This is a genomic window from Flammeovirga sp. SJP92 (genome assembly GCF_001583495.1).
In the GTDB taxonomy this organism is placed as follows: domain Bacteria; phylum Bacteroidota; class Bacteroidia; order Cytophagales; family Flammeovirgaceae; genus Flammeovirga.
Genome location: NZ_LQAQ01000063.1, coordinates 41,363 through 65,483 on the forward strand (window position 1 = coordinate 41,363; position 24,121 = coordinate 65,483).

General features: G+C 33.4%; 24 protein-coding genes. 9 read left to right on the forward strand and 15 right to left on the reverse strand.

Annotated elements, in window-relative coordinates:
• Positions 1 to 15: 15 nt before the first annotated feature.
• The 7 genes from AVL50_RS16180 to AVL50_RS16210 all read right to left on the reverse strand — a co-directional run bounded on the left by AVL50_RS16180 (position 16) and on the right by AVL50_RS16210 (position 5,690).
• On the reverse strand, positions 16 to 660 hold the full coding sequence (locus tag AVL50_RS16180) for a hypothetical protein (protein WP_216639054.1): 645 nt from the start codon (positions 658 to 660) through the stop codon (positions 16 to 18).
• 296 nt (positions 661 to 956) lie between these two features.
• Positions 957 to 1,430 carry a hypothetical protein gene (locus AVL50_RS16185; RefSeq protein WP_062617545.1) on the reverse strand — a complete coding sequence of 158 codons (474 nt, stop codon included), beginning with the start codon at positions 1,428 to 1,430 and terminating at the stop codon, positions 957 to 959.
• On the reverse strand, positions 1,414 to 2,364 hold the full coding sequence (locus AVL50_RS16190; RefSeq protein ID WP_062617546.1) for a hypothetical protein: 951 nt from the start codon (positions 2,362 to 2,364) through the stop codon (positions 1,414 to 1,416). Before AVL50_RS16190 ends, AVL50_RS16185 begins: the two co-directional genes overlap by 17 nt.
• A gap of 416 nt (positions 2,365 to 2,780) precedes the next feature.
• Entirely contained in the window at positions 2,781 to 3,245 is a 465-nt protein-coding gene (locus tag AVL50_RS16195) for an RDD family protein (protein WP_062617547.1), read from the reverse strand.
• Positions 3,246 to 3,339: 94 nt separating this feature from the next.
• Positions 3,340 to 3,738 (reverse strand): hypothetical protein, encoded by a 399-nt coding sequence (locus AVL50_RS16200; protein WP_062617548.1) that lies wholly within the window; start codon positions 3,736 to 3,738, stop codon positions 3,340 to 3,342.
• A 236-nt stretch (positions 3,739 to 3,974) separates the two neighbouring features.
• Complete coding sequence (locus AVL50_RS16205) at positions 3,975 to 4,892, reverse strand: AraC family transcriptional regulator (RefSeq protein WP_062617549.1); 918 nt, start codon at positions 4,890 to 4,892, stop codon at positions 3,975 to 3,977.
• Positions 4,893 to 5,210: 318 nt separating this feature from the next.
• Positions 5,211 to 5,690 carry an SDR family NAD(P)-dependent oxidoreductase gene (locus tag AVL50_RS16210; RefSeq protein ID WP_062617550.1) on the reverse strand — a complete coding sequence of 160 codons (480 nt, stop codon included), beginning with the start codon at positions 5,688 to 5,690 and terminating at the stop codon, positions 5,211 to 5,213.
• A gap of 316 nt (positions 5,691 to 6,006) precedes the next feature.
• Here AVL50_RS16210 and AVL50_RS16215 point away from each other — a divergent pair, with 316 nt between their 5' ends.
• Genes AVL50_RS16215 through AVL50_RS16230 form a run of 4 tightly spaced genes read left to right on the forward strand, consistent with a single transcriptional unit; the run spans position 6,007 to position 9,060 of the window.
• Positions 6,007 to 6,843 (forward strand): S9 family peptidase, encoded by an 837-nt coding sequence (locus AVL50_RS16215; RefSeq protein WP_062617551.1) that lies wholly within the window; start codon positions 6,007 to 6,009, stop codon positions 6,841 to 6,843.
• Positions 6,844 to 7,443 carry a YigZ family protein gene (locus AVL50_RS16220; RefSeq protein WP_062617552.1) on the forward strand — a complete coding sequence of 200 codons (600 nt, stop codon included), beginning with the start codon at positions 6,844 to 6,846 and terminating at the stop codon, positions 7,441 to 7,443.
• 2 nt (positions 7,444 to 7,445) lie between these two features.
• A complete protein-coding gene (locus tag AVL50_RS16225) occupies positions 7,446 to 8,246 on the forward strand; it encodes an EI24 domain-containing protein (protein WP_062617553.1) in 801 nt (266 codons plus the stop codon).
• Positions 8,224 to 9,060: a hypothetical protein gene (locus AVL50_RS16230; protein ID WP_062617554.1), complete on the forward strand. Its 837-nt coding sequence runs from the start codon at positions 8,224 to 8,226 to the stop codon at positions 9,058 to 9,060. Before AVL50_RS16225 ends, AVL50_RS16230 begins: the two co-directional genes overlap by 23 nt.
• Positions 9,061 to 9,405: 345 nt before the next feature.
• Here the strand turns inward: AVL50_RS16230 and AVL50_RS16235 are convergent, their stop codons facing one another.
• Positions 9,406 to 10,002, reverse strand: a complete 597-nt coding sequence (locus AVL50_RS16235) for a phosphatase PAP2 family protein (RefSeq protein WP_062617555.1) — start codon at positions 10,000 to 10,002, stop codon at positions 9,406 to 9,408.
• A gap of 1 nt (position 10,003) precedes the next feature.
• Positions 10,004 to 11,617, reverse strand: a complete 1,614-nt coding sequence (locus AVL50_RS16240) for a glycosyltransferase family 39 protein (protein ID WP_172826854.1) — start codon at positions 11,615 to 11,617, stop codon at positions 10,004 to 10,006.
• A 236-nt stretch (positions 11,618 to 11,853) separates the two neighbouring features.
• Between AVL50_RS16240 and AVL50_RS16245 the strand changes: the two genes are divergently transcribed.
• Positions 11,854 to 12,213 (forward strand): hypothetical protein, encoded by a 360-nt coding sequence (locus AVL50_RS16245; protein WP_157491365.1) that lies wholly within the window; start codon positions 11,854 to 11,856, stop codon positions 12,211 to 12,213.
• 166 nt (positions 12,214 to 12,379) lie between these two features.
• A complete protein-coding gene (locus tag AVL50_RS16250) occupies positions 12,380 to 12,685 on the forward strand; it encodes a hypothetical protein (protein WP_062617558.1) in 306 nt (101 codons plus the stop codon).
• Positions 12,686 to 12,827: 142 nt separating this feature from the next.
• On the opposite strand, the gene lepA is transcribed toward AVL50_RS16250, so the two are convergent.
• Both lepA and AVL50_RS16260 read right to left on the reverse strand, forming a co-directional pair.
• Positions 12,828 to 14,621, reverse strand: coding sequence for a translation elongation factor 4 (gene lepA, locus AVL50_RS16255; RefSeq protein WP_062617662.1), 1,794 nt, complete (start codon positions 14,619 to 14,621; stop codon positions 12,828 to 12,830).
• Between the two features lie 1,498 nt (positions 14,622 to 16,119).
• The gene (locus tag AVL50_RS16260; RefSeq protein WP_062617559.1) at positions 16,120 to 17,163 is read right to left on the reverse strand and encodes a dimethylarginine dimethylaminohydrolase family protein; all 1,044 of its coding nucleotides are present in this window, start codon (positions 17,161 to 17,163) and stop codon (positions 16,120 to 16,122) included.
• A 259-nt stretch (positions 17,164 to 17,422) separates the two neighbouring features.
• Between AVL50_RS16260 and AVL50_RS16265 the strand changes: the two genes are divergently transcribed.
• Complete coding sequence (locus AVL50_RS16265; protein WP_062617560.1) at positions 17,423 to 18,064, forward strand: peroxiredoxin; 642 nt, start codon at positions 17,423 to 17,425, stop codon at positions 18,062 to 18,064.
• A gap of 263 nt (positions 18,065 to 18,327) precedes the next feature.
• On the opposite strand, the gene AVL50_RS16270 is transcribed toward AVL50_RS16265, so the two are convergent.
• The 3 genes from AVL50_RS16270 to AVL50_RS16280 all read right to left on the reverse strand — a co-directional run bounded on the left by AVL50_RS16270 (position 18,328) and on the right by AVL50_RS16280 (position 22,127).
• Entirely contained in the window at positions 18,328 to 19,242 is a 915-nt protein-coding gene (locus AVL50_RS16270; RefSeq protein WP_062617561.1) for an oxidoreductase, read from the reverse strand.
• A 120-nt stretch (positions 19,243 to 19,362) separates the two neighbouring features.
• Positions 19,363 to 21,531, reverse strand: a complete 2,169-nt coding sequence (locus AVL50_RS16275; RefSeq protein ID WP_082795861.1) for a 7TM diverse intracellular signaling domain-containing protein — start codon at positions 21,529 to 21,531, stop codon at positions 19,363 to 19,365.
• Between the two features lie 242 nt (positions 21,532 to 21,773).
• The gene (locus tag AVL50_RS16280; protein WP_157491366.1) at positions 21,774 to 22,127 is read right to left on the reverse strand and encodes a hypothetical protein; all 354 of its coding nucleotides are present in this window, start codon (positions 22,125 to 22,127) and stop codon (positions 21,774 to 21,776) included.
• Between the two features lie 159 nt (positions 22,128 to 22,286).
• Between AVL50_RS16280 and AVL50_RS16285 the strand changes: the two genes are divergently transcribed.
• Complete coding sequence (locus AVL50_RS16285; protein ID WP_157491367.1) at positions 22,287 to 23,075, forward strand: hypothetical protein; 789 nt, start codon at positions 22,287 to 22,289, stop codon at positions 23,073 to 23,075.
• Here the strand turns inward: AVL50_RS16285 and AVL50_RS16290 are convergent.
• The gene (locus AVL50_RS16290) at positions 23,072 to 23,530 is read right to left on the reverse strand and encodes a MarR family winged helix-turn-helix transcriptional regulator (RefSeq protein WP_062617565.1); all 459 of its coding nucleotides are present in this window, start codon (positions 23,528 to 23,530) and stop codon (positions 23,072 to 23,074) included. The two genes, AVL50_RS16285 and AVL50_RS16290, sit on opposite strands and share 4 nt — an antisense overlap.
• A 148-nt stretch (positions 23,531 to 23,678) precedes the next feature.
• Between AVL50_RS16290 and AVL50_RS16295 the strand changes: the two genes are divergently transcribed.
• On the forward strand, positions 23,679 to 24,071 hold the full coding sequence (locus AVL50_RS16295; protein WP_062617566.1) for a DoxX family protein: 393 nt from the start codon (positions 23,679 to 23,681) through the stop codon (positions 24,069 to 24,071).
• Positions 24,072 to 24,121 lie beyond the last annotated feature (50 nt).

Below are 24,121 nucleotides of genomic sequence, written 5' to 3' on the forward strand. Positions count from 1 at the left end.
TCTAAAGCTCTTTTGCTATAATTGTATATGAATATGATCATCATGCCTTACTGCTTTACAACCTTGAAAGCGTACTTTGGGATGATTCAACTTTAAACGCTGTTTCAAATGAGGCTCTGTAAACAGTTTACCTAAATTAGGCTGAGCTAGTAGAATATTGATTAGCTTTTTATTCCCACTATTCGAAAATTCTAGCTCTTTATTGATTCTTCCAAAGGTGAGGTATTTTGGAAAGTCATATTGAAAATTGCCTGCTTCTAAACATTTTTTTGGCTGGTCCCACTCCCCTTTTTTAACCTCTTCATACACACCATAACCACTGATTGATTTTTGTAAGTCAGTAATCTCTTTTTCTTGGTTTTCATAAACTAAAGAAAGATCAATCTTCTTCCCATCATTATGACTTAAATGGGGGAATAATGGAAACCCCTTGACAAAAGGAAAACAAGCATCCAGGTACTTTATTTTGATGTTTGTTCCTTTTAATTGTTTACCCGCCTTTAGTAAAAGGTTATTCATTTCGGGCACTACATAATTTCTATTCAAGAGCACCGTCATATAGTTTGTCGGAGAAATATTTTCAGTAGTAACCACCGGTTCTCTGCCCTGCCATCTTGCTATTGGCGGTATGATCACATAAATAAAAAATAAATATATCATACTGAATACAACTACCTTCAAAAGTATATTTTTCGTTTTCAAAAAATAGAGCACTACTAAAAAGAGCAGATAAACGATTCCTCCTATTTGTGTAATAGCTGTAAGAAAAATAATGAGGAAAAGATGAAGGAATATTTTAAGAGTTTGTTTCATTGTTTGTTGTCTTGTAGAAGCGTAGTCTACTACGCTAAAATGTATTACATTAAATATATAAATCATCTCATTTTCATACAAAGCGTAGCAGGCTACGCTACTACATGAAGTTTCAAAGCTATTGACTTACTGGAAGGGATACATCATATTTTGTTATTAATAAATAGTTGAAATGCTTGTTCTACTTCTCTCTGTTTTTGTATTAAATACTTTCTATCAGTCTTGTTTAAAAAAAGACGTAACGAACTCCAAGATTTATCATATATGAAAAGTATTTGATTTTGACTTAAAAATAGATACGATAAATCATCTAATTCATCAGATTGCTTTTTGTATATTTCAATAGAATGCTTTGATGAAATAGTATCTATGAAAGAATACATTTCTATGAGATGTTCCTTTTCATCAACTGATAAAGCCCAATGTATCTCTAAAAAATTTCTTCCTCTCTTAATATGGTATTTTTCTGCACTCTCATGATGGGGTTTAGAAAACTTTGCTGTTCTGAAATATGAATAATGAATTACTTTACTTTGAATAAAATCTTGACTACTACAAAAAAACATAAACACTAAAATGATAAAAAAGTAACGTGTGTTCTTATTTAGCCAATACATATTCCTCAATAGTTTTATATAAATAAGAAGAAATCAGATCTTTCTTACAAATTTTCAATACTTCGTTTAACTCTTTGATTGATTTCACTTTATCAGTCTCATCTGAATAATAAATATGCAAATTATCCCAAAGGTCCTGTTTTTCACCTAAAAGAGAGAAATCCTCTTTTACATCACTTATTTTCTGAATCGGGTCAATAAAATGCTTTTTCAAGTATGCTTTAGAATACACTTCTTTTAGTGTTTCACCAGCTATAATATTAGTAGTATCGGCTTCCTCAAACATTAGTTCAAAATATTTGTATTGTAATAATTCATCTACTTTTTCATAGTCTTTCAAACCATAATAAATTTCAATTTTATCCTCTCTAAAAGAAACTTCATCACCGAGACAATCTAGAGTTAAAGATGGATATAAATCAGCTGAATCTAACCAGTTTAAAGCTTCTTCAAACTGCATATTTTCAATACATATCCTACTCAAAGTATAATAGGATTGATGTTTGACTTTCGGTAAATTATACTCAAGAGAATAACGAAGTGAGCTATTCTGCCAATACACTAGAGTAGGATAAGTGTCAATTACTTTATAGGTAAAATCTGTAGTTCTAGTGATTGCCTTATTTAGGTATTTTACTGCTTTTTCAGGTTCTTGATTCCATTTGTAATAGACACCTAATTCATGTAATACATAAGGTGTATAACATGAACCTTTATTGTTTTCTAAAAATGCTTGATAGGCCTTAATTTTTCTATTGATGAAAACTTTATTCTGCTGATCTAAAATGGGTATGCTATAGTAATCATAAAACAATTCATCAATCAACCTTATTTTTTTAAGGTCCAATGAGTCTGATTTTATAATTTGAGAATACACCGAATTACTTATCAGTAAGAAGATTATGATTGAAGTCTGAAAGAATAGTTTTCTCATTGTTTGCTACATAAAAATTAGGTCATGCCATGAAATGCATGTAGTATTACCTTCTTACTAAAGAACTCGATAAGTACCCCCTTACAAGTATAGTATAGAAAACCATGGTAAAATTAATTGCGAAAAAAACACTTTCTTCCTGAAACAGACTTAAACATCCATAGTTCAGGTAGGCGTTGAGATACAATTGAATACTGACAATAGTAATTGATAAAAAAGTACTCCACAGAAAAATTGTTCTTCGTTTATGGTGTTTGTCTTTTACAAATAAAATGAGATTATAAAAAATAGGGACAAACCATAATAACTCAAGTGCTACTTGACTTAAGCATAAACTTATCACAAAAAATAATACACCTAAATATTAATTGGCTGACTACACTCTTAATTATCATGTTATGGTTCAGCATCACTTTTTATCTCAATGTTACTACAGTACCTGCTAGCAAATCATGTAATGCTTGTTTTTTCTTTGTCAGATCAATGATTATAACTCCAACTAAAGAAATGATGGAAAATGGCTTAATACTGTTTCTTAATAATGCTCTCCATAAAGAGATTTTACCGTCATGAGTACCATTTACACTCAACTTAAAAAATCTTTTCCCCAAGGTTCCTCTTAAATTTGATGCTTCAAAAATACTACAATATAAAATATAAAAAACGTACTCCATTAATGTGATTTTGGATGAAGCTATTACCAAATCTTCAGCTGAAAATGTTTCTACGAATACATATTCTTCAAAGACTAAATAAAAGATTAAGCCAAGGATAAATTTGAATACATAGAAGTCTAATAAAAAGGCAGATGTTCTGAAAAAAAGTTGAGATCTCAGGTCTTTCTTCTTCTGTATATACTTAAAATTGATGCTTTGGTTCATATCTTTTCTATTGTTTACTTTATTCTATTAAGGTAAAGAAATCAGAGCTTTATTACAAAAATTAGATTGAAGAATAGTTTTGCAAAACAGGTTATTACCCTAACTTTATTTTAATTGGCAAAACCATCTTCACATACACTTTTTTACCTTTCATAACTCCCGGTTTCCATTTCTCTAAATATTCTAAAGGGAGCGTTGTTCCATCAATAGAGCATTGATAAACTATTTCACCATTTGGATCAATGATAAATAGGATATAATCTTTTAGGTAGCCCATTTTTTTATTTTTATCACTAATTTTTATGTGCTTACCTATTATCTTATAAAAGGCTCCCGTCCCTCCTGGGTATTCTGGTGGCTCATCTACTATTTCATATACTTCTTCTCCATTGATGGAATCAATCGAACAAGAATCAAAAAATGATGTATGTGATTGAGCATAATTGCTGTAAGAAGTGAATAGGAAGATCGATACAAAAATAAATCTTATCATAATTTTAGTTTGCTATTAAGTTTGAATTTAGAGCATAAAATAAATTTATCAAAAAAAACCTAGCACACTTTCACATGTACTAGGCCGAATGTATAATCACACACTCATATCCATCTAAATTTAATCGTTGTGTTAATTGTTCTTTCTTATTACAAAATAGTTTGTATTAAAAGGCCACTATGGCTATTGATTGATTAAAGGGTACACCTTATTTAATTTAATCAGGTGTCAATATTTTAATTTTTTGCTCGATATTCGTTGGGACTGTATCCGGTCTTCTTTTTAAACATACGGGTGAAACTTTGAGGATACTCAAACCCTAAACTAAAGGCTATTTCACCAACAGATTGATTAGAGCTTAAAAGAATATTTTTTGCTTTACTTACCACATAGGCATCAATATGTTCTTTGATTCCTTTTCCTGTTTCTTTCTTCAACAAGTCACTTAAATAATTGGGTGACATATTCAGTTCTTTCCCGAAATAATTAGACGTAGGCAACCCACTTTTCACAATCTGTTCAGACTTGAAGTAAGACTTTAATTTAGATTCAAAATCAGTTATTAAATCACTATTCAAATTCGTTCTGGTATAAAATTGTCGGTCATAAAACCGCATACAATAATTGAGGAACAGTTCTAAATTAGAGAGAATCAAATTTTGACTGTGCTTGTCAATATTCTGAGAATATTCAGTTTTGATTTGATCAGCGATATGTTGTATAAACTCTTCTTCTTTTTTTGATAAATGCAAAGCTTCAGTTACTTCATAATCAAAAAAAGTATAGGAGTCCATTTGATTGAATAAATTAGATTTAATGATAAGATCAGGGTGAAATAGTAAAGTCCACCCATCTTTTTTTCTTAACTCTTCTTTTGTGGGAACCGTGAAAACCTGGTGGGGATGTGCAAAAATCATTGTCCCTTCTTCATAATCATATGAATTTCTTCCGTACCCCAATGACCCGCTAATCTTATCTTTGTACATAATGGTGTACATTGAAGATGAAAATCGTATACCATACATACTTTCATCCAGCCAGTCTTTGACCAGATCTTCATCATATATAAATGTGATTAGCGGATGATCAGGAGCTGGTAATTTTAATAATTTGTGAAACTGAGAAATACTATCAACTTTTAGAATATCAGACATAAGTATTGGGTATTATTTAATTTAGACCTACTAATTTTCAAGTGATGTCCATAATTGTTTTTCACTTTTCAGATCATGAACATTGGGTTTGGTGATGACATTGACCATCCTCCTTTTCTATACTCACCACTATCCATAGTACACTATGTTATGAAAAGTATTCACTTGAGTATTTAGATGCATATTCAGATAATAAACAATGTAAGGAGGTTTGAGCTGATTACCAACTGCTACCACTCATGTTCATCATTGTAATAAATGGTTTTGTCAATACCATCTATTCCAAATCCTCAAAATGAATTTGATGCCTTTTCTCTTTTAATTCCTGTATGCACTACGGAAAACAGCATCAAGATTCTTGAGTTGAGGGTATTTTTCTAATAAAAGTTCGGTTAACAGGAAATGTCCATAAAAACTTGCCTCTACCGTGATTTCAAAACCGTCTTTATTATATTCTGGTGTATTTTCCATATTCATCATTCCAGCGTGGCAAGCTAGTCCGTCTAATTTTTGATATTTTGAAAGAAAAGCATCCACAAAATCTCGTACGGATTGAAGATCTGCTAAATCACATTTCATCACATCATAACTTCCCTTTAATGTTGAAAAGCTTTGTGCTACTTTATTACCATCTTCCACCCTTCTGCATGCCATTACTACATGTGCTCCTTGTTTTACTAATTGCTGTGTTGTCTCAAACCCTACACCCGAATGAGCTCCGGTTACTATATATGTTGTTCCATTTAAATCCTCTTCTAAATGTTTTGGGTCACAAAATGTAACTTCCTTATTCGCCATGTCTATTTCTAATTAGGTTTGTAACAAATTTCCTATTTTATAAAGTTTTTTATTTAACACAATTACAGATTCTTGTAACAATTTCACAGAACAACAAAACCAAAACAACTAACTACCAAACAATTACAATCATATTCTGACTTTTAACCCATAAAAGATTGTAATTCATTTATAGTGTTATAGGAATACGTTTATTATTTAATCATAAAAACCGACCTGTTATTATATATTTTTGTATGTCGAAATATTTTTCAATACACACCAATAGAAAAGATCTCATTCTTTTATCCCCATTAAGATTTTCCTATTTTTGAATATGAAAAAGATAGAATTTGTACTCACCTCTAAGCATAACAACAAACGTTTTGTGGCGGACGCAAGATGGATTGCTAATCATACGAAAAAGCCAACTGTAATTTTGGTTCATGGTTTCAAAGGATTTAAAGATTGGGGCGCTTTTAATGTTATCGCTGATCAATTTGCGAATAAAGGCTATTGCTGTGTCAAATTGAACTTCAGTTCTGATGGCACTACAGTTGATTATCCTTTTGAAGTAACGGATCATGAAGCTTTTGGTAATAATAACTTTAGCAAAGAGTTGGATGATTTAGGAGTGTTGATTGATTGGTTGCATAGTGATGAATGCCCTATTGGAACTATTGATTTATCAAAACTTTATCTTTTGGGACATAGTCGTGGCGGTGGTGTGGTACTGCTAAAAACTGCTGAAGATGAGCGTATCAAAAAAGTGGCGACTCTAGCTTCTATTCCTCAGGTCAATACTTTCTCTGAAGAGACAGTAGAGCACTGGAAAAAGGAAGGAGTGATTCATGTAGTCAATGGTAGAACAAATGAAGAACTGCCATTATACTTCCAAGCCGTGGAGGATTATTATGCTCATGAAGACCGCTTGTCGATGATGAAAGTGTTACCGACAGTCACACAACCTATTCTTCATATTCATGGTGATGCGGATGAAACGGTACCTATCAAAGCTATGGACTTTTTACATCAATTAAACCCTGCATCTACTTGTAAAACAATTGAAGGGGCATCGCATACTTTTAATACAAAACATCCTTGGACAGAGGAGACTTTATCAGAAAATATGCAAACCGCAATTGATTACGTGTTAGATCATTTTTCAGAATAAATGGAAGACGCCTATTTAACCCTAAAAGGTACCAGCGAAGGTATCTACAAAGAGAAAGGAAGTAAGTTTATTGCCTTGGCCCATCATGTTACTACAGAAGAAGAAGCGAAGGCAATTGTGAAAGGATACAGAAAGGAATATTATGATGCTAGACACTGGTGCTATGCTTATATTATTGGTGCGGATAAAAGTAAAACGAGAGCCAATGATGATGGTGAGCCAAGTGGATCAGCAGGTCTTCCTATTTTAGGACAACTAAGATCTTTCAACGTTACGGACACACTAATTGTAGTGATTCGTTATTTTGGAGGCACAAAACTTGGAGTTCCGGGCCTTATTCATGCCTACAAAACTTCAGCGGCAGACGCTCTTGAAAATGGTGAGATTGAAGAGCTGTTTGTACAAAGACAGATTAAAATCACATTTGCTTACCCTCAAATGAATGATGTGATGAAGGTGGCAAAGAATTATGAATTGGACTTTGGTAATCAAAGTTTCGATGAATTATGCCATATTGAATTTTTAGTAAGAGACAGTCTTTTTGAGCAAGTAAAAGAAAAGCTTGAAGACGTAGACGAACTTATTTTTAAAGAGCTATAAAAATGAAAAAATACTCCTCCTTCCGAATTTATAAAACGGGTTTTCAACAGTACTTGAAGGCTTTCAACTTTATCAGAAAGAACAATTTGATGCAATATTTCTGGTTTATTAGCCTTTTTGGATTTATTCTCTCCGTAGTTTTATTGGGAGGAGGATTATATACAAGTCATCATATTATGGAATGGGTGCAGACCACCGACAACTTTCATTCGATGGTAGAAGCTATTCCTTTTATTGATACTAAAAGCTCTGAAACTTCTTTGTATTGGGTACTTTTTATTTTTATTGAAATACCGGTACTCATCACCAGTTTATTGCTTTTTGGACCATTGGTCAACCTGCTTAGCTTCCCTATACTGGACCGTTATACAGAGAAAATCAACATAATTTTATTTGACCGCAACGCTGAAAGTAATTTTGATTTAGGTCGATTATTTCAAATGGCTTGGTCAATTATTCTGCCCAATGCACTGAAAAGTATTTTCTTTACACTACTCCTGTTGCCTTTCACATTTATTCCATTTGTGGGGCCAGTTTTTCTATTTATAAGTTTAGTAATCAATAGTTATTATACTGGTTTTGACATTGTGGACAACTATTTTGAAAACTGGAATGTAAAGGTAAAAGACAGTAAACACTTTATCACACAAAATAAATCCATTCCAATTAGTATTGGTTTTGGCGGAAGTCTGCTGTCACTTGTCCCCATAATAGGCGGAATTTTTTCACCCATCATCAGTTTGACTGCTGGTGGACTAATACTCAAAGAACTCGATATCTATGAAGACATGCACACTGTATAAATATTTCATCTTTGCCTTCTTTACATTATTGACCTTTTCATGTACACTTATTGATGAGGAGAATACTCCAGAAATGGACATTCAAGAAACGCTTATTCCTTCTGAAGTAAGCTTTTTGTACAATCTCATTGAACCTGAGCCTGAAGACCCTCAAACACTGACATTTCTTTATGAAGATGATCAACTTTCTTCTATCTACAATTTATTGACCAATGAAGAAATTTATGTTCTCGAATTCAGTTATGGAAACGACAGCAGTCTTAATGAAATTGAAGTCAAAAAGAATGATATCGTTCAAAAAGTCTATACATTCTCTAGTGATGCTTCTAAAATTACAGTCCTCAAAGACAATGTACCTTATGCTGAAGCAATACTACACAGTAATCAATTAGTATATAGTGTTGAAAATTTTGAGAAAAAACAGATCAGTTACTTCACTTATGAATCCGGTGAACTCTCTGTAAAAAGAACTTTCGACAACAGTCAGGATATCTCCAACGGCACACCAAAGTTTATCACTAACTTTTCTTACAGTCCATTTGGAAACGCTTTATTTTCGTCCGTTTTACCTGTCAATACTTTATTCCTTTTAGATGAAATTGATGAATTTTTATTGACTAAATTTTTGACTACTTCTAATACAAAAGTCAACTTAGGACTGAAGGAAGGAAGTAATAATGCCACGATTGACTATAGAACAGTTTTTAATGAAGAAAGCTACCCTAGTTCAATTTCCATGATTTACAGGGAAGATGAACAAGCAGTAAGACAGATTATTCATAATGTTTCTTATGATATATTCACTCCATTTTAAGCATTAAAAAAGGCCAGAGAACTACTCTGACCTATTTTTATGTAACAAAGAAATTTGTTGTTGTTAGTGAATCACTTGTCTGTTCATCTATTCACCTTTTTGAAAAAGGTTCGCCTTTGGCTATTTCATTTATTAGTTCAGTAACACACTGCTTTTTAATTCTATCGTCAATTCAAAGATGACATTCTCAACTGATTTTATCACACGAAAGCCAGTCACATTAATTCAAAATTATTACTACATTTTCACTACAAAATGCTATTTCAAGCCTAAAAAGGGCCATAAAACGAAAAAAACCGATACGTCTTTGCGCATCGGTTTAGCATAGGAAGTAAAATTTTATTTTTATTCTTTTAGATCATTTGTCTTTTGCTCTAAAGGAAATTGATACTTCTTTTGTATCCTGTAAATGATTTCTCTGGCAAGATAGACCGCTAAAATACCTACTAACCATCCACCTAAAATATCTCCAACAAAATGTACTCCTACCGCAATTCTACTGTAGGAATATAAAGCTGTCCATATAAATAAAAGCCAAGACCACTTCAATTGTTTATGCCACTCCAAGAAAAAGAATAATGCAATGGCCATTGAAGTAGAAGCATGTGAAGACACAAACCCTAAAGGACCACCTCTATAGCCATGTAATGTATGAACCATGTCTTTGATGACAGGATCATGTGATGGTCTTGGCCTGTTTACTAAAGGCTTGAATATTTGCGAGGCAATAACATCTGCCAACCCTATGGCTATTCCTAAACCCACTAGCCAAAATAGAGTCTGCCTCCACCCAAATTTCCAAACTGAAAATGAGACAAGAAATAAATACAAAGGCCATGAATTGACAGCAGTGGTCAACCACCAGAAAAATGTATCTGAAAGCTCATTATGATGACTATTCAAATAGAGAAATAACTCTCTTTCCCAACCAAATGGTTCCATATTAATTCAGTTTATGCGTTTTTTCAAAAGGATCAGGAAAAGGATAATTGTCTTTATACCCTTTCAAACGGTACAAGTAAGCATACCTCATCAACTTTCCTGCTCTTGTTACTTCAACCCTATCCACTTCTTCAATTGACTCGAAGTAATTTGAGAACTGACGATTCACATCTCTGCCCCAATTGGTCACATTAACGAAGTAAACATCCTCTCCTTTTTCCAAACCACCTCTATCTTGGTTGATCCAAGCATATTTATGAATCTGATCCCAATTTCCCATCATAATTAATTTATGATTGTTAGGGTACGCAATATAAAAATCAACGTGAGTGCCCGGGAACCATTCATATGCTACAAACTTGGCATTGGGCTTCATATTACCTTCTTGTACATCTTTTTCAATAATGGGTTTCAACTTTTTGTTGATCTGTCTCCAACCATACATGTCCTGCGTAAAATCCCACTCTCCAAAATTTTGAGGATCACCTAAATTGGTTTTTCCTAAATTGATGGGACTGAAATTAATCAACCAATAAGCAAGTGCTAGTACCACTGTCAGAAAAGTAGTAGAGCCAACAATTCTTTTGGGCTTCCAAAGTCTCCAAGCGTTTCTAGCTTTAGAATCAATCAATACCACTCTCCAATATACTGCAGCAATAATGATCAAAGGGAAATATCCTGGACCAGACCAGTGTGGCAACGTTTCTCTGAAAATGGCAAAAGAAGTAAAAACAATAATTAAAGGTAAACCATTGAACAAAAGAACTTGTAATGACTTTTTGTCCATCACTTTTTTACCTTTGGCAATGCCCACAATTGCTGCTACAATCAAATACCAGTTCCATGGATTATTATAAGCGATTTGACCACCAAACTCTCTTAGAAAATAATCTAACCGTATTTCCAATGTAGGAGTTACACGATCTGAATGGAAGGTAAAACTGATAAAATCATTGGCATAATTCCAATAGAGTACAGGGAATAAACACAAAACCGCAATTGCTCCTGCTCCCCACAAACTCCAATCTGCAAACCACCTTCTGTCACAGACCAATACATACAAGGCTACTCCTAAACCAATAAAAGCTCCATGATATTTTGACAAGCCTGCCATACCAATCATCAAGCCAGCAAGTAAAAGGTTTCTCCTTGCCTTTCCATCAATTTTCTCTACCGGAAGTGATTCCAATAGGAAATAAATACTCAGCATCCAGAAAAGAGTCTGAGGTGTATCAGGAATAATAAAAATACCTGATAAAATGGAAGCGTAAATAGAAGATGTATATAAAAATGCCGCATAAATACCGGCTATGCTGTCTTTTAGTTTTGATGCAATCCTATAAGCAAGGAATGTGTTTATTCCAGCAAAAACAACTCCTCCCAAACGCATAAATAGCTCGTAAGGCAGTTTTAGGTTTAACGTGAATAGCTGAATTACCCACCCCACCATTGGAGGATGGTCGAAGTGACTTAGTTCAGGATATAAAGCATATGTCCAATAATAAACCTCATCATTACTGAACTCCATTGTGCCACCAATAAACGCACGCACAATGGAACTGATAACGATTATTCGTACAACAATCTTGGTTGCTCTACTTTCTGTAATACTCATTTGTTCCATCCTGCAAATGTAATTTATTTCATTCACAAAGTCTTAAATAATGTTGATTTGTAAACTTCTTATAACTTTTTATCGTTTCCCTCTAAAGATAAATTGTCTTAATGTTAGGTCATTTTATCAGAAAGCAAAAATAAGTGAACAACAGCTTTTACCTCTAAACCTTTTGAAGGTCATAAGCTTACTAGAAACAGTTGGTCACAGAAATAAACTAAATGAACAAAATGGATATGAATTCTAAATTAAATTTCCTATTCGTTATACTTACTGGACTTATTCTATCATCATGTGTAGATGATGTAGATAAATTTCCACCAAGAGAAGTAACATTGATTTATAATTGGGAAGAAGCTAATATAGCTGGGCTAGACTCTGGCACGATGCAAGTATCTCATCAATCGGGACTAGCATTATTATATTTAAGCAATACTGATGAGTCAACGGTGATTCCAGGCATAATTGGCAATTTAGTCGTTCAGGAAAACCCTAAATCAAAAGATCCTAAATATGCGGTTCCTAATACTATATCTGTCATACCAATTGGGCAGGATAGTGCAGAAGTTATTTTCACCGCACCAAAAGATTTTTAATAAAAAAATACTCCTAAAGAGAATGATACAAGGATAGTAACTTCTAAAGTTCCTATCCTTTCTTTTTGAGGTTCAATTCTAAAATTTCATTTCAAAATTTCTATGGGTATCCGCAAATATTTCAGTAAATTAAGTAAGGACCTAGTGAAACCCATACAACCTAATTATGAAAGTAGTTGACTTTATTTCTAAAGAAGATAGCGGAAATAGAGAAGTGAAAATTGATAAGATAGAATTCAGCTTGATTCATGATGGCATTGATGAAGTGAAAGGAGTATTGTACATGTCAGTACATTACCACATCAATAATTATGAAACCAAACTGATGTGCAGAACGTACCGCTTCTGTCATTTGCAAACCGAAGATTGGCTTTACTTTTTGCTGATTGGAGGAAATGAAGATGTAAATGCAAGAAAGTGGTTGCTTGAAAGAGTGAAAGTTCAGTACGGCATCTCATTTCCCAAAGCATAGAAATTTAGAGTTAAGAATGAAGAATGAAGAGGCTCAAAACCATCCTACGAACCACCTCTTCATTCTACATTCTTAATTCTTCATTCAAAAAAAAGGTTGCCCTCATTACAAGGACAACCTTTTTTATATCTCTAAAGTAAGACTAGTCAACTTTCAATACTGACATGAATGCTTCTTGAGTCACTTCTACGTTACCCAATTGACGCATACGTTTCTTACCTTTCTTCTGCTTTTCTAATAGTTTACGCTTACGCGAAATATCACCACCATAACACTTCGCGATTACGTTTTTACGAAGGGCTTTGATCGTTTCTCTAGCAATAATCTTAGTACCAATTGCTGCTTGAATTGGAATTTCGAACTGCTGACGATTAATTACTTCACGAAGCTTTTCACAAATCTTCTTACCTCTATCATAGGCACCATCTCTGTGTACAATTGCAGAGAAGGCATCCACAGGATCATTGTTCAATAGAATATCTAGTTTTACTAACTTTGAAGCTCTAAATCCAATCAATTCATAATCCAATGAAGCGTAACCTCTAGAGATAGTTTTCAACTTATCGAAGAAGTCAAATACGATCTCTGATAAAGGAATTTCAAAAATCAACTCTACTCTATCTGTCGTTAAGTAAACCTGATTTTTCAACTCACCTCTTTTCTCCATACATAATGACATGATTGGTCCTACGTATTCAGCTTTAGAGATGATATTAGCTTTAATATATGGTTCTTCAATATGATCTAACTTACTAGGGTCAGGCATATCTGAAGGAGCATTGATAATTACTTGTTCCTTTTCTGCATTATTCATAAATGCATGGTATTGTACGGAAGGAGCAGTAGTAATTACTGTCATGTTGAATTCTCTTTCCAAACGTTCCTGTACAATTTCCAAGTGAAGCATCCCTAAGAAACCACATCTAAAACCGAAACCTAAGGCTACAGATGTTTCAGGTTCCCATACTAAAGAGGCATCGTTCAATTGTAATTTCTCCAAAGAAGCACGAAGATCTTCATACTCTGTTGTATCAACAGGATAAATACCCGCGAATACCATTGGCTTCACATCTTCGAAACCTTGGATCGCTTCTTCACAAGGACGTTCCGTTAAAGTAATCGTATCACCTACTTTTACTTCCTTCGCTTCCTTGATACCTGAGATAATATAACCTACGTTACCAGCAGAAATTGACTTTCTAGACTCTTGGTCTAACTTTAAAACACCAATTTCATCTGCTTTATATTCTTTTCCAGTGTTGACGAATTTTACGAGGTCACCTTTATTAAGCGTACCATTCAAAATTCTGTAGTATACTTCTACTCCACGGAATGAATTATATACAGAGTCAAAGATCAACGCTTGTAGTGGCTCCTTTGGATCTCCTTCTGGAGCAGGAATTCTGTCTACAATCGCTTCAAGAATCTTATCTACACCTAAACCTGTTTTACCAGAGGCTTCAACGATGTCTTCTCTTTCACAACCTAAAAGGTCCATGATCTGATCCGCTACTACTTCTGGATTTGCGTGTGGAAGGTCGATTTTGTTCATTACAGGAATGATTTCCAAATCGTGCTCCATTGCCAAATATAAATTGGAGATGGTTTGTGCCTCAATACCTTGTGATGCATCTACAATCAATAATGCCCCTTCACAAGCGGCAATTGATCTTGATACCTCATAAGAGAAATCCACGTGACCCGGAGTATCAATCAAGTTCAATACATACTCCTCTCCATCTTGGAGGTAGTTCATCTGAATAGCGTGCGACTTGATCGTAATACCACGTTCACGCTCTAAATCCATATTGTCTAGCAACTGACTTTGCATGTCACGCTGAGCTACAGTCTGAGTAGATTCTAACAGACGGTCTGCTAGCGTACTCTTTCCGTGGTCAATGTGAGCAATAATCGAAAAGTTGCGAATATTTTCCATCTTGTCCATATGACAAAGTTACTTCTAATTCTTATAACTCTTAAATCCTTAGTAAATATCTAACAATGTTTTTATTAAAAATTGACTAGGACCGCAAAAATAATCACAAAAGTAGAGTAAAAAGATGTATTACTCATTATTTCTTCAAACGTATTATATCTTTTTAATTCAAATTATTAAGATGGCTATCTACTTTTTCTGCTTTTGGCAATTCTTAGATTAAAACTTCACTCCTTTTTTGAATCACTACTATTTATTTTAACTTTAGACAGAAGAATTTATTGAGAATATATATATACCGACTAACTTTTTATTCTTTACACCTGTGATGTTAAGAATGAAATGAAAAAGTATGTCTACCGTAAATAAAGACTTTTTCACAGCTGGAACGTTCTGACATTACAATTAAATTATTGCAAAAAGTAAAAGGCACACTCCGATCATTAGAGTGTGCCTTCGTAATTACAATTATAAAAGCAAATAAGCACGAAGTCTTATAATATTACCATAGAATAAGTTTTCATCAATGGGATTGAACTTAATCTTTTGAATCCGGCAGGAATCCAATTTTCATCAAAACTATTCGTTGGTATTTCAATAACATTATAAAATCGTTCTACTTCTTAAAATAACACAAACTTAACCTACAAGGTATCGGATGTGTAAAACATTTACTTTTTGAGAAATAGTAGCTTATTTTGGGTTTTCGCCTAGTAATGTTTGAAGCGATTATAGAGTATATAATTAATTTTTGTAATTCATATTTTTTAGTCTGCTTTAAAAAGGTGATAGAAGGGGGATATAAATATCATTGCCCCTTCTTCATTTCACCTAATTTAGGTAATAGCATAGCCAAGGCAACAGCAACAGTTTAATATTTCATCTGAATTATTTAATTATCATTTTAGATTTAATTTATTTAAAATCAAGTAATTATCAAATGATAAACTACTCAATTACAACAATTTACGCTTTAAGTTTAATTACTTAACCATCAATCATGAATGGTTGTACATGATTAATAATTATATCTATTTATTTTAAAAGTACATGTAATTCCTTCCTTCTAAAAAGATAGAGATCTGGAATAATAATTTTGTAAAAATGTGAATTTTAAATCACAATAGTTCGCTCAGAATATGTTTCTAGTAAGTTAAATCATTTTAAAAGAATAGAGTTTTACGTTTTTCTCTTCTTTGCAATTCTTTATTGCACTACAAAGGTTCGTGAAAGATATTTCTACTGCAAATCATAAGGATAATTTTATCTAATTTCATTAATTTTATTATATAAAATATTCTATAAGTCACATTTTATTTTTCAATATTTTCGTCATTCACATTTATTTTCAATTGTTTACATACAAGATTCATCAATGAATAATACTATTTTAATACTCCATAAACTCTAGTTTTATTAAAAAAAAGTTCTTTAATACAAAAACGAGATGCGAAAATCACACCTCGTTGATACATCATTAATAATAAACTCAGAATAATTATTGGCGGTAAATGGGCTGATAACTGCATCTAATACCTCCACCAAAGTAATTTGCCTTTCTAAATGGAATTTCAACAACATCAATTCCTAACGCTTTGATCTTAGCATTTACTTCAGGAAAAGCATTCGATACAATAACAGTATGATCATTGATCACCATGCCGTTTGTTGCCATGCGTTGGGCTTCTTCAGGTTTTACTTCCACCCACTCATAGTTTTTCAATGCTGCCGGCAAAGCATCAAAATCTACAAAGTCTTCTTTACAAATCACTCCCTGATGATCATTCAACAACATCATAGCACAATCTAAATGCAATACATGATGCTGTAACTCGATTCCATACACTTTATAGTCGTCACCCAGCTCTTGTTGCAACCACTGTATTCCTGCTTCATTAGAAGCATTGCCAGAGAGGCCTACATAAATTTCTTTGCCATTAACGAATACATCACCTCCTTCTAAATAAACATTGTCTTTATGCAAACCGGGTTTATTGGCTGGCATATTTACTACCTCACCGTTGTAGTTTTTGGCCAAATCCAATGCAATTCTTCTATAATTTGCTGTTTCCAATCTACGAGCCTCCAAATTCATATTTGAGATAATGATTTTGTTCCCAATTGTAATGATTGGGTCTCTTGAGTAAGGTTGAGAAGTAGCTATTGAATGCACCTCCAACTCATCAGGTCTTCTTACTTTTACGCCCAATGATTCTACTACTTTCACCAAATTTTCTTGTTCCATATGATACTCCTGATCATCTTGTGGATATACTTCTGACAACATATGCCCTTGTGCCTTGTCCATATACTTCCAGGAACTATCTGATATATAAGGATACAAACTCTTCACATCGTCGCTTATTGCCGGTACTTCAAAAGCACTTGTAACCCAACGCCCTATGACAATTTCTTCAACTTGATCCCACTCATGGTTATTTTGAATATTTTTTGCCACATTAGGTTTTTCAATAAGAGTGAATGCTGTAAAAACAAAAAGTGAAAAACAAATTAAAGCGATTAAATTTCTTGTAGGTTTCATAACAGTATCTTTTTTATATTTCCTAATTCACTCTTAGAAGGGAAAAAGAAAATGAAAACCCCTATCCGTTTTTTATTTTTATTTAAAATTTTAAATTGTGAGGGTCAAATACACTGTAACGCAGATTATCGTTAATTACGATGAATTCATTTATGAAAAAATTTACAGTGTATTCAACAAAGCGTCTTAACTATTTCAAACTTGCATTTAAGTACGCGTCCGTGCGTACACTTTATACACCATAAACTATTTAATAATCATGGCAACTATTCGATTGGGTGATGTTGCACCTGACTTTACGGCTCAAACAACAGAAGGAGAAATCAATTTTCATGAATGGCTTGGCGAAGGATGGGGAATCCTTTTTTCTCACCCTGCCGACTACACTCCGGTATGTACTACAGAACTTGGAACAGTAGCAAAGTACAAAGACGAATTTGACAAAAGGAATGTAAAAGTGGCGGCACTTAGTGTAGATGGACTTGAATCTCATAAAGGTTGGATCAATGACATCAATGAAACACAAAACACTACGGTAAACTTCCCGATCATTGCAGATGAGGATAAAAAAGTATCTGAACTGTATGATATGATTCACCCTAATGCAGACAGCAATCTGACTGTTCGTTCTGTATTTGTGATTGGAAATGACAAGAAAGTAAAATTGATCATCACTTATCCTGCATCTACAGGCAGAAACTTTGATGAGCTACTTAGAGTGATTGATTCGCTTCAACTGACAGCTTATCATAAAGTGGCTACACCTGCCAATTGGGAGAATGGTGATGATTGTGTAGTTGTGCCAGCTGTAAAAACAGAGGACATTCCTGCAATTTTCCCTAAAGGATATACTGAGGTCAAACCTTATTTAAGATTAACTCCTCAGCCTAACTTGAACTAAAAATAAATACTTATCCACAAAATCAATAAGTATTTATAAAAAAGGAGGTTTTCACTCATTACTTATTCACAAACAATGTTGATGGTGAATAAAATGTTGAAAACCTCTTATGTTTTTTAACGACTTCGACCTTAAAAAACTATTTTTAATCTCACACGTTGATAACTTTTTGAAAACAAGGACTGTGAAATCTTCAAACACAAAAAGTTATCAACAATTTCCCTTCAATTCTGATAAAAGGACTGCAAAAGTATAAAATTTTATTAGAACGAATAGTTAAAGAGTGTCAATCTTTCTGAAGCATCCCATAATAACTTGCTCAAATCTTCCCGGTGTGAATAATCTGTGGAAGGTACTTTAATAGCATTTTTGCCTTTTATCTCCTTAAAACCATCCGGTCCAGTATAATCTCCACCTTCAATATCTTCTCCTAAAGCAGCATAAACCGTTGGCAACGCTCCCATCTGAGCCGTATTGAACATACCAGAAAATAAATTCTCCATCAAAAAGACCATAAAACCTGGAATGTGTTGCATCAAATTAGTCATAGATCCTCCAGGGTGTGCCACAACAGATTTCACTTGATAATTATGTGCTGTCAAACGTCTTTGAAGTTCATAAGCAAACATAATACAAGACAACTTGCTCATGCTATATGCTCCCATTTTCGAATACCCTTTTTCAGCATTTAAGTTATCAAAATCCATTTTACCATTTTTGTGCGCCATACTTCCGAGTGCCACAACTCTTGAACCTTGCGTTTTTTCTAATAAAGGCAACAACAACCCTGTCAATAAAAAGTGAGCAAAATAATTTACGCCCATTTGGCTTTCAAAACCGTCTTTTGTTTTTGTAAATGGAGGTACCATAATACCTGCATTATTGATCAAAAGGTCTAACCTGTCAAACTGTTCAGTATAGGCTTGTGCAAAACTCCTCACCGATTGAAGATCACTTAAGTCCAACGACATGGCCAATAAATCTGCATCAGGTGCAGTCTTTTTAATTTCCTGTATAGCACTTTCTGCTTTTTGCATATTTCTACAAGCCAAAATGACTTTTATATCTTTCAATGCAAAAAGGCGAGAGGTCTCCAATCCTAAACCAATATTGGCTCCTGTGACAATGGCAATACGGCCTTTTTGAGATGGTAAGTTTTTGATGTCTTGGATGTTCATTTTTAGTGTGTTTTTGTTTTCATTAATATACTGATTTTCTTGAGAGTTCTACCAAATAAAAAGACCGAAACACAGCAATAATGTTTCGGCCTTCGATTTTTTTCTATAAAAAAAACAGCATTAAATCTCAAATCCCATAACTACAATATCGTCAATCTGACCATAGCGGAATGTTGAAGTCCACTCTTTTAATGTTTCATCCAAAATTTTTGATTGTTTCTGCATTGACAAATGACTAATATCTTTGAGAAGTGCTCTAAACCTTTTGTTCATAAATTTTCTCTTATCTGGGCCTCCAATCTGATCAGGATATCCATCTGAGAAAATATAAAACTTGTCTCCAAATTCTGCTTCAACAACAGAAGTGACATATTCATCCGAGCCTTTTCTTGTCATACCTCCAATAGAAAGTTTTGCTCCTCTTATCACCTCTACTTCACCATTTTTTCTAACAATCACCAATGGCCTTTTGGCTCCTGCATAATGAATTTTTCGCTCTTTAAGATTAATCCTCAACAATGACATATCCATACCATCTTTATTCTGAGAATCCGACTGCTTCAGAGATTGTTCTATTCCCTCATTCATATGTTGGAGCACTTCACCCGGATCGGTTATTTTTCTATGCTCAATGACATCTCTTAATAATTCACTCCCCAGCATTGACATAAAACCACCTGGCACACCATGTCCTGTACAATCTACTACAGCCAGAAAAAATTCAGCTTTATTTCCAAGGTGTGTGGCCCAGTAAAAATCACCACTAACAATATCTTTAGGTCTGAAAAAGACAAAATGTTCTCTTAGGTACTTGCTTAAATAATCTTCAGAAGGCATAATTGCCGATTGGATTCTTTTGGCGTAATTAATACTCTGTGTTATATTTTCATTCTTCTTTTCAATCACCTGATTCTGCTCATAAACAGTTTCCATTGTACAGTGCAGCTCTTCATTTGTAGTGGCCAATTCACTGTTCATTTCTTCTAATCTGAATGTTCTGTCACGTACTTTTTGCTCCAGCTCCCTGTTTTGAGCTTCTATCAATTCCTTCTTCTCTTCCTCTTTTCTCAACACTGCTTTTCTTGCTTCATTAATTCTTTCTCCAAGCCCTAATGAGAATAAAGCTAACTCCCAAATCACGCCCATTTCTGTGATATTTGCAGAGCTAAACAACCACAAATAAGGAGGTAAGATTTCCAGCATTTGAAGAATTGAAATTCCAATAGCTACTATATAAAATAAACCTGCGATAAAGAAATAACGTCCTGAAACTGAAATTTTTGAAATTCTGTAGGCAGTAATGATCACTAAAGCATACCCTAAGCCAGCTCCAAGGAAATTGTAAGCAATAGAAATATTTCTAAACCCTAAAACAAAAAGCAACAGTGAAATGGCAATTCCAATCTGGGCATACTTCAACGCTTTACTCATCTTAGGGTAATGGGTTTTGAATTTCAAGAAAGATTCAGAGAAAAAGACATAAAAGATAAAGGCAAGTGCTCCTGGAATATTGATCAGATCTTCTTGTAATGCAGCAGATGAGAGCCCCTTTTCAACTATAAAACCTGATAATCCTAAGCAATATACCGTAATGGTGATGTTATAGCCTACGTAGAATAAGTAAGTTTTGTCTTTTACAATCATAAATAAAAATAGATTGTAAAAAGTCATGATCAGCATAGCTCCAATAAATAGATAATGGAACATGTCTTGTGGATCTTGCAACTCATGAAAACTTTCTGAAGCATAAATAGTAAATGGCAAAGCAGAAAATTGGAAATACTTTCCATCTACATAAGTTCCTTTCATGAATATCCTCTTTTGAGAAGAGGCCGGCAGGTCAATCTTTCCAAATGAAAAACATCCCTTTTTATATTCTTTATTGGTGTTGAGTTCTAATATTCCTCCCTTAAAAATATCTAATGCTTTTTCAGTAGGGACATAAATCTCTAAATAATCAAAAAGACTTGTTCCTAAAAACAATTCCATCGATTGATTACTTGTATTTTCTAATACCACTGAAAACCATATTGTTGATTCTCCTTCAGGAAATTCAAGCTGGGAATAATCAATAAAATCGTCATTATGGTACTGACTCAGAATATCATCCATTTTGTATTTTCCATCTAAGGGAAGAAAGGAAATTTGGTCTTCTATGTTTTTGATATTCAGGTGCTGATCTATTGGTACTGTTTTGATCTGTTTACCATAAGATGTAGAAAGTGAAATCAAATTGAGGAGCAAAAACATTACCATTAATTGCTTCAATTTCAGTGAATTAAAATTCATAGTGTTATGATAGTCGTTATGATTCTATATTTCAGTAAGCGGTACAAAAAATCTCTCATAAAAAAATAAAAAGTGATGAGAGTACGCAAATTCACATCAAAAATCACTCCTTTTTCTATTCTTTCCAATTAAGAGATAACGAAATTTACACCCCGACTATTCATATCACTTATTTTCAGATCATTACTTTATAAAAAAACCGAAATACAAAAAAAGTATTTCGGTTGATCTATTTCTTATCGCTATTGCCTTTCCCACTCTACAGTCTTACTTAAAAAACCTACGGAGACCTTTACCTCCATTATTTCTTCTTTAGGATAAAATTCTGCATCCAACCATTTATCTTGTTTGATGCTGTAAATTTCTCCTTCAAAACCATTTTTTGTTGGTTGAATATTTCGGATCATCTGCTTACCTTCTACGGCTTTTTTACTGCCTGTAGATTTGATGAACCCCTCATAGATTTCTTTATTTTTTGAAATGGAAAGTATGGTTCCATGATTCTTAGTGTCCCATTTTCCTTCAATTGGGTATTGGGCATAAACGGTCATCGAGATAAAGAATAATAGGATGAAAGTTGAGATTTGTTTTACCATAGTTTATAGGTCATTGGTTATTATTATCATTGAGATTGTTTATTAGCTTAACGTTAAAAAAGAAACAATGTTTCATTTAAACTAAATAATAGTTCAATTTTAAAGATTAAAGTTGGATTACTTAACTTGAAGCAACACCAAAAACAAACCTTATTTCACATGATACAAAAATACAATGAAGTGGACCAAAAACTCCATCAACTTTCTCAAATCATAGCCAAGTTCAACCGTTCATTTGTTTCCCAAAAAGCAGATGACAGCCACACCAACCTTCAATATGACGTTATAGGAGAAAGAATTGTAGGACGCTGGATTACAACTAGAGAAGATGCTGTAATTATTGGTTTAGACCTCCATTCACTTTCTTTCAAAGTATACACTAAAAAGTGGAAAGTTATTTTTGAAGTTCCTGTTCTAGGTAAGAAACAAAATGAAATAGAAAATTCATTTTTACCTTTCTGCGAAGAGCACAATTTCGATTTTGATGCTTTTAAAGCTCCATTACACTTTGATATTACCCCTTATTCTTTTTTGAACCAGAAATATGATTCACTTTCTACTGAAGGAATTTCTTTATGGAAAAAATGGAGAACAACAGCTTTTGAGATGAGTGCTCAATTCTTAGAACATCTTCAACTCAACAGTGAAATCAGAGTTTGGCCACATCACTTTGATACTGGAATTTATATTGAAATCAGTGATCAATTAGGAGTAGGTTTTGGATTAGCTATGAAAGATGACGTATGCGAAGCACCTTATTTTTATTGTTCTGCTTATGGACTGAAAGGCCTGAATATTGATTATGATACATTACCTCCTCTCCAAAAAGGTCGCTGGAAAAACCTGTCTAAATGGAAAGGAGCTGTATTAGAAATTGATGTTATTTCAAAAGAAGAAATCTCTTTATTTATCAAAAATGTAAATCAAATCTATCTTAAGTACCATTAATAAGAGTTTCTAAGCTTGTCAATAATATCACTACAGAACTGAGCATCTTCTTCAGTTATGTTTTTGAACCGGTCCATACTGAACTCTTCTTGGTGATCATCAATTTCAGCTAAGAGTGTTAACCCTTTTTTAGTGATAGATAAATACACAATTCTTCTATCCTCTTCACTTCTTTTACGCTTTACATACTCTTTCTCTAAAAGCTTGTCAGAAAGCCTTGTAGCATTGGGAGCTTTGTCAATCATCAATGATTTAATATCATTCATGGTTACCCATTCCTCTTTAGCCCCTCTCAGTATTCTCAGTACATTAAACTGCTGTGGAGAAATTCCAAAGGGTTTCAAAAAATCTACAAACTGATTTTGGATCCAATTAGCTGTATATATCATGTTAGTGATAAAACGGTGTTTATCACTTGTAAATTTGGTCTTAACGATTTCGTCTATCTTTGCCATATCACACTTTGTTATAAAAAACCAGGGCACCTGTTAGCTATAGTTTTGCCCTAGTATTTACAAATATACAAAAAATAAACTAGGAAATATTTTCCATGTAAAATATTTCCATTACATTTGTATCATCACTAAAGAGATATTATTCATCATGAATCAGAAAACAACAAAACTATTATATCGTATTTCTACTGGTCTTCTTACAGCTTTAATGCTTATGAGTGCCACAATGTACTTTGCTCAATATGAAATGGTAAGCGAAGTATTCACTAAACTGGGTTACCCAACTTATATCATATATCCTTTGGCAATAGCCAAATATTTAGGTCTAATCGCCATTTGGACTAATTTCAGTCCCAAACTAAAAGAGTGGGCTTACGCTGGTTTCTTCTTTGATATTCTACTGGCAATGTCAGCTCATGTTAATATTAATGACGGCGAGTTTATTCCTTCATCCATTGGTCTTTTATTAGTTCTTACTTCATATTACTTTAATAGAAAACTAGAAAAAGAAAATAATCAAGCAGAAGTTCCTGTAGCTTAATTGAGATCCACCTTATTGGTCAAAGTAAATACTAAAATTAGAAGTATTGT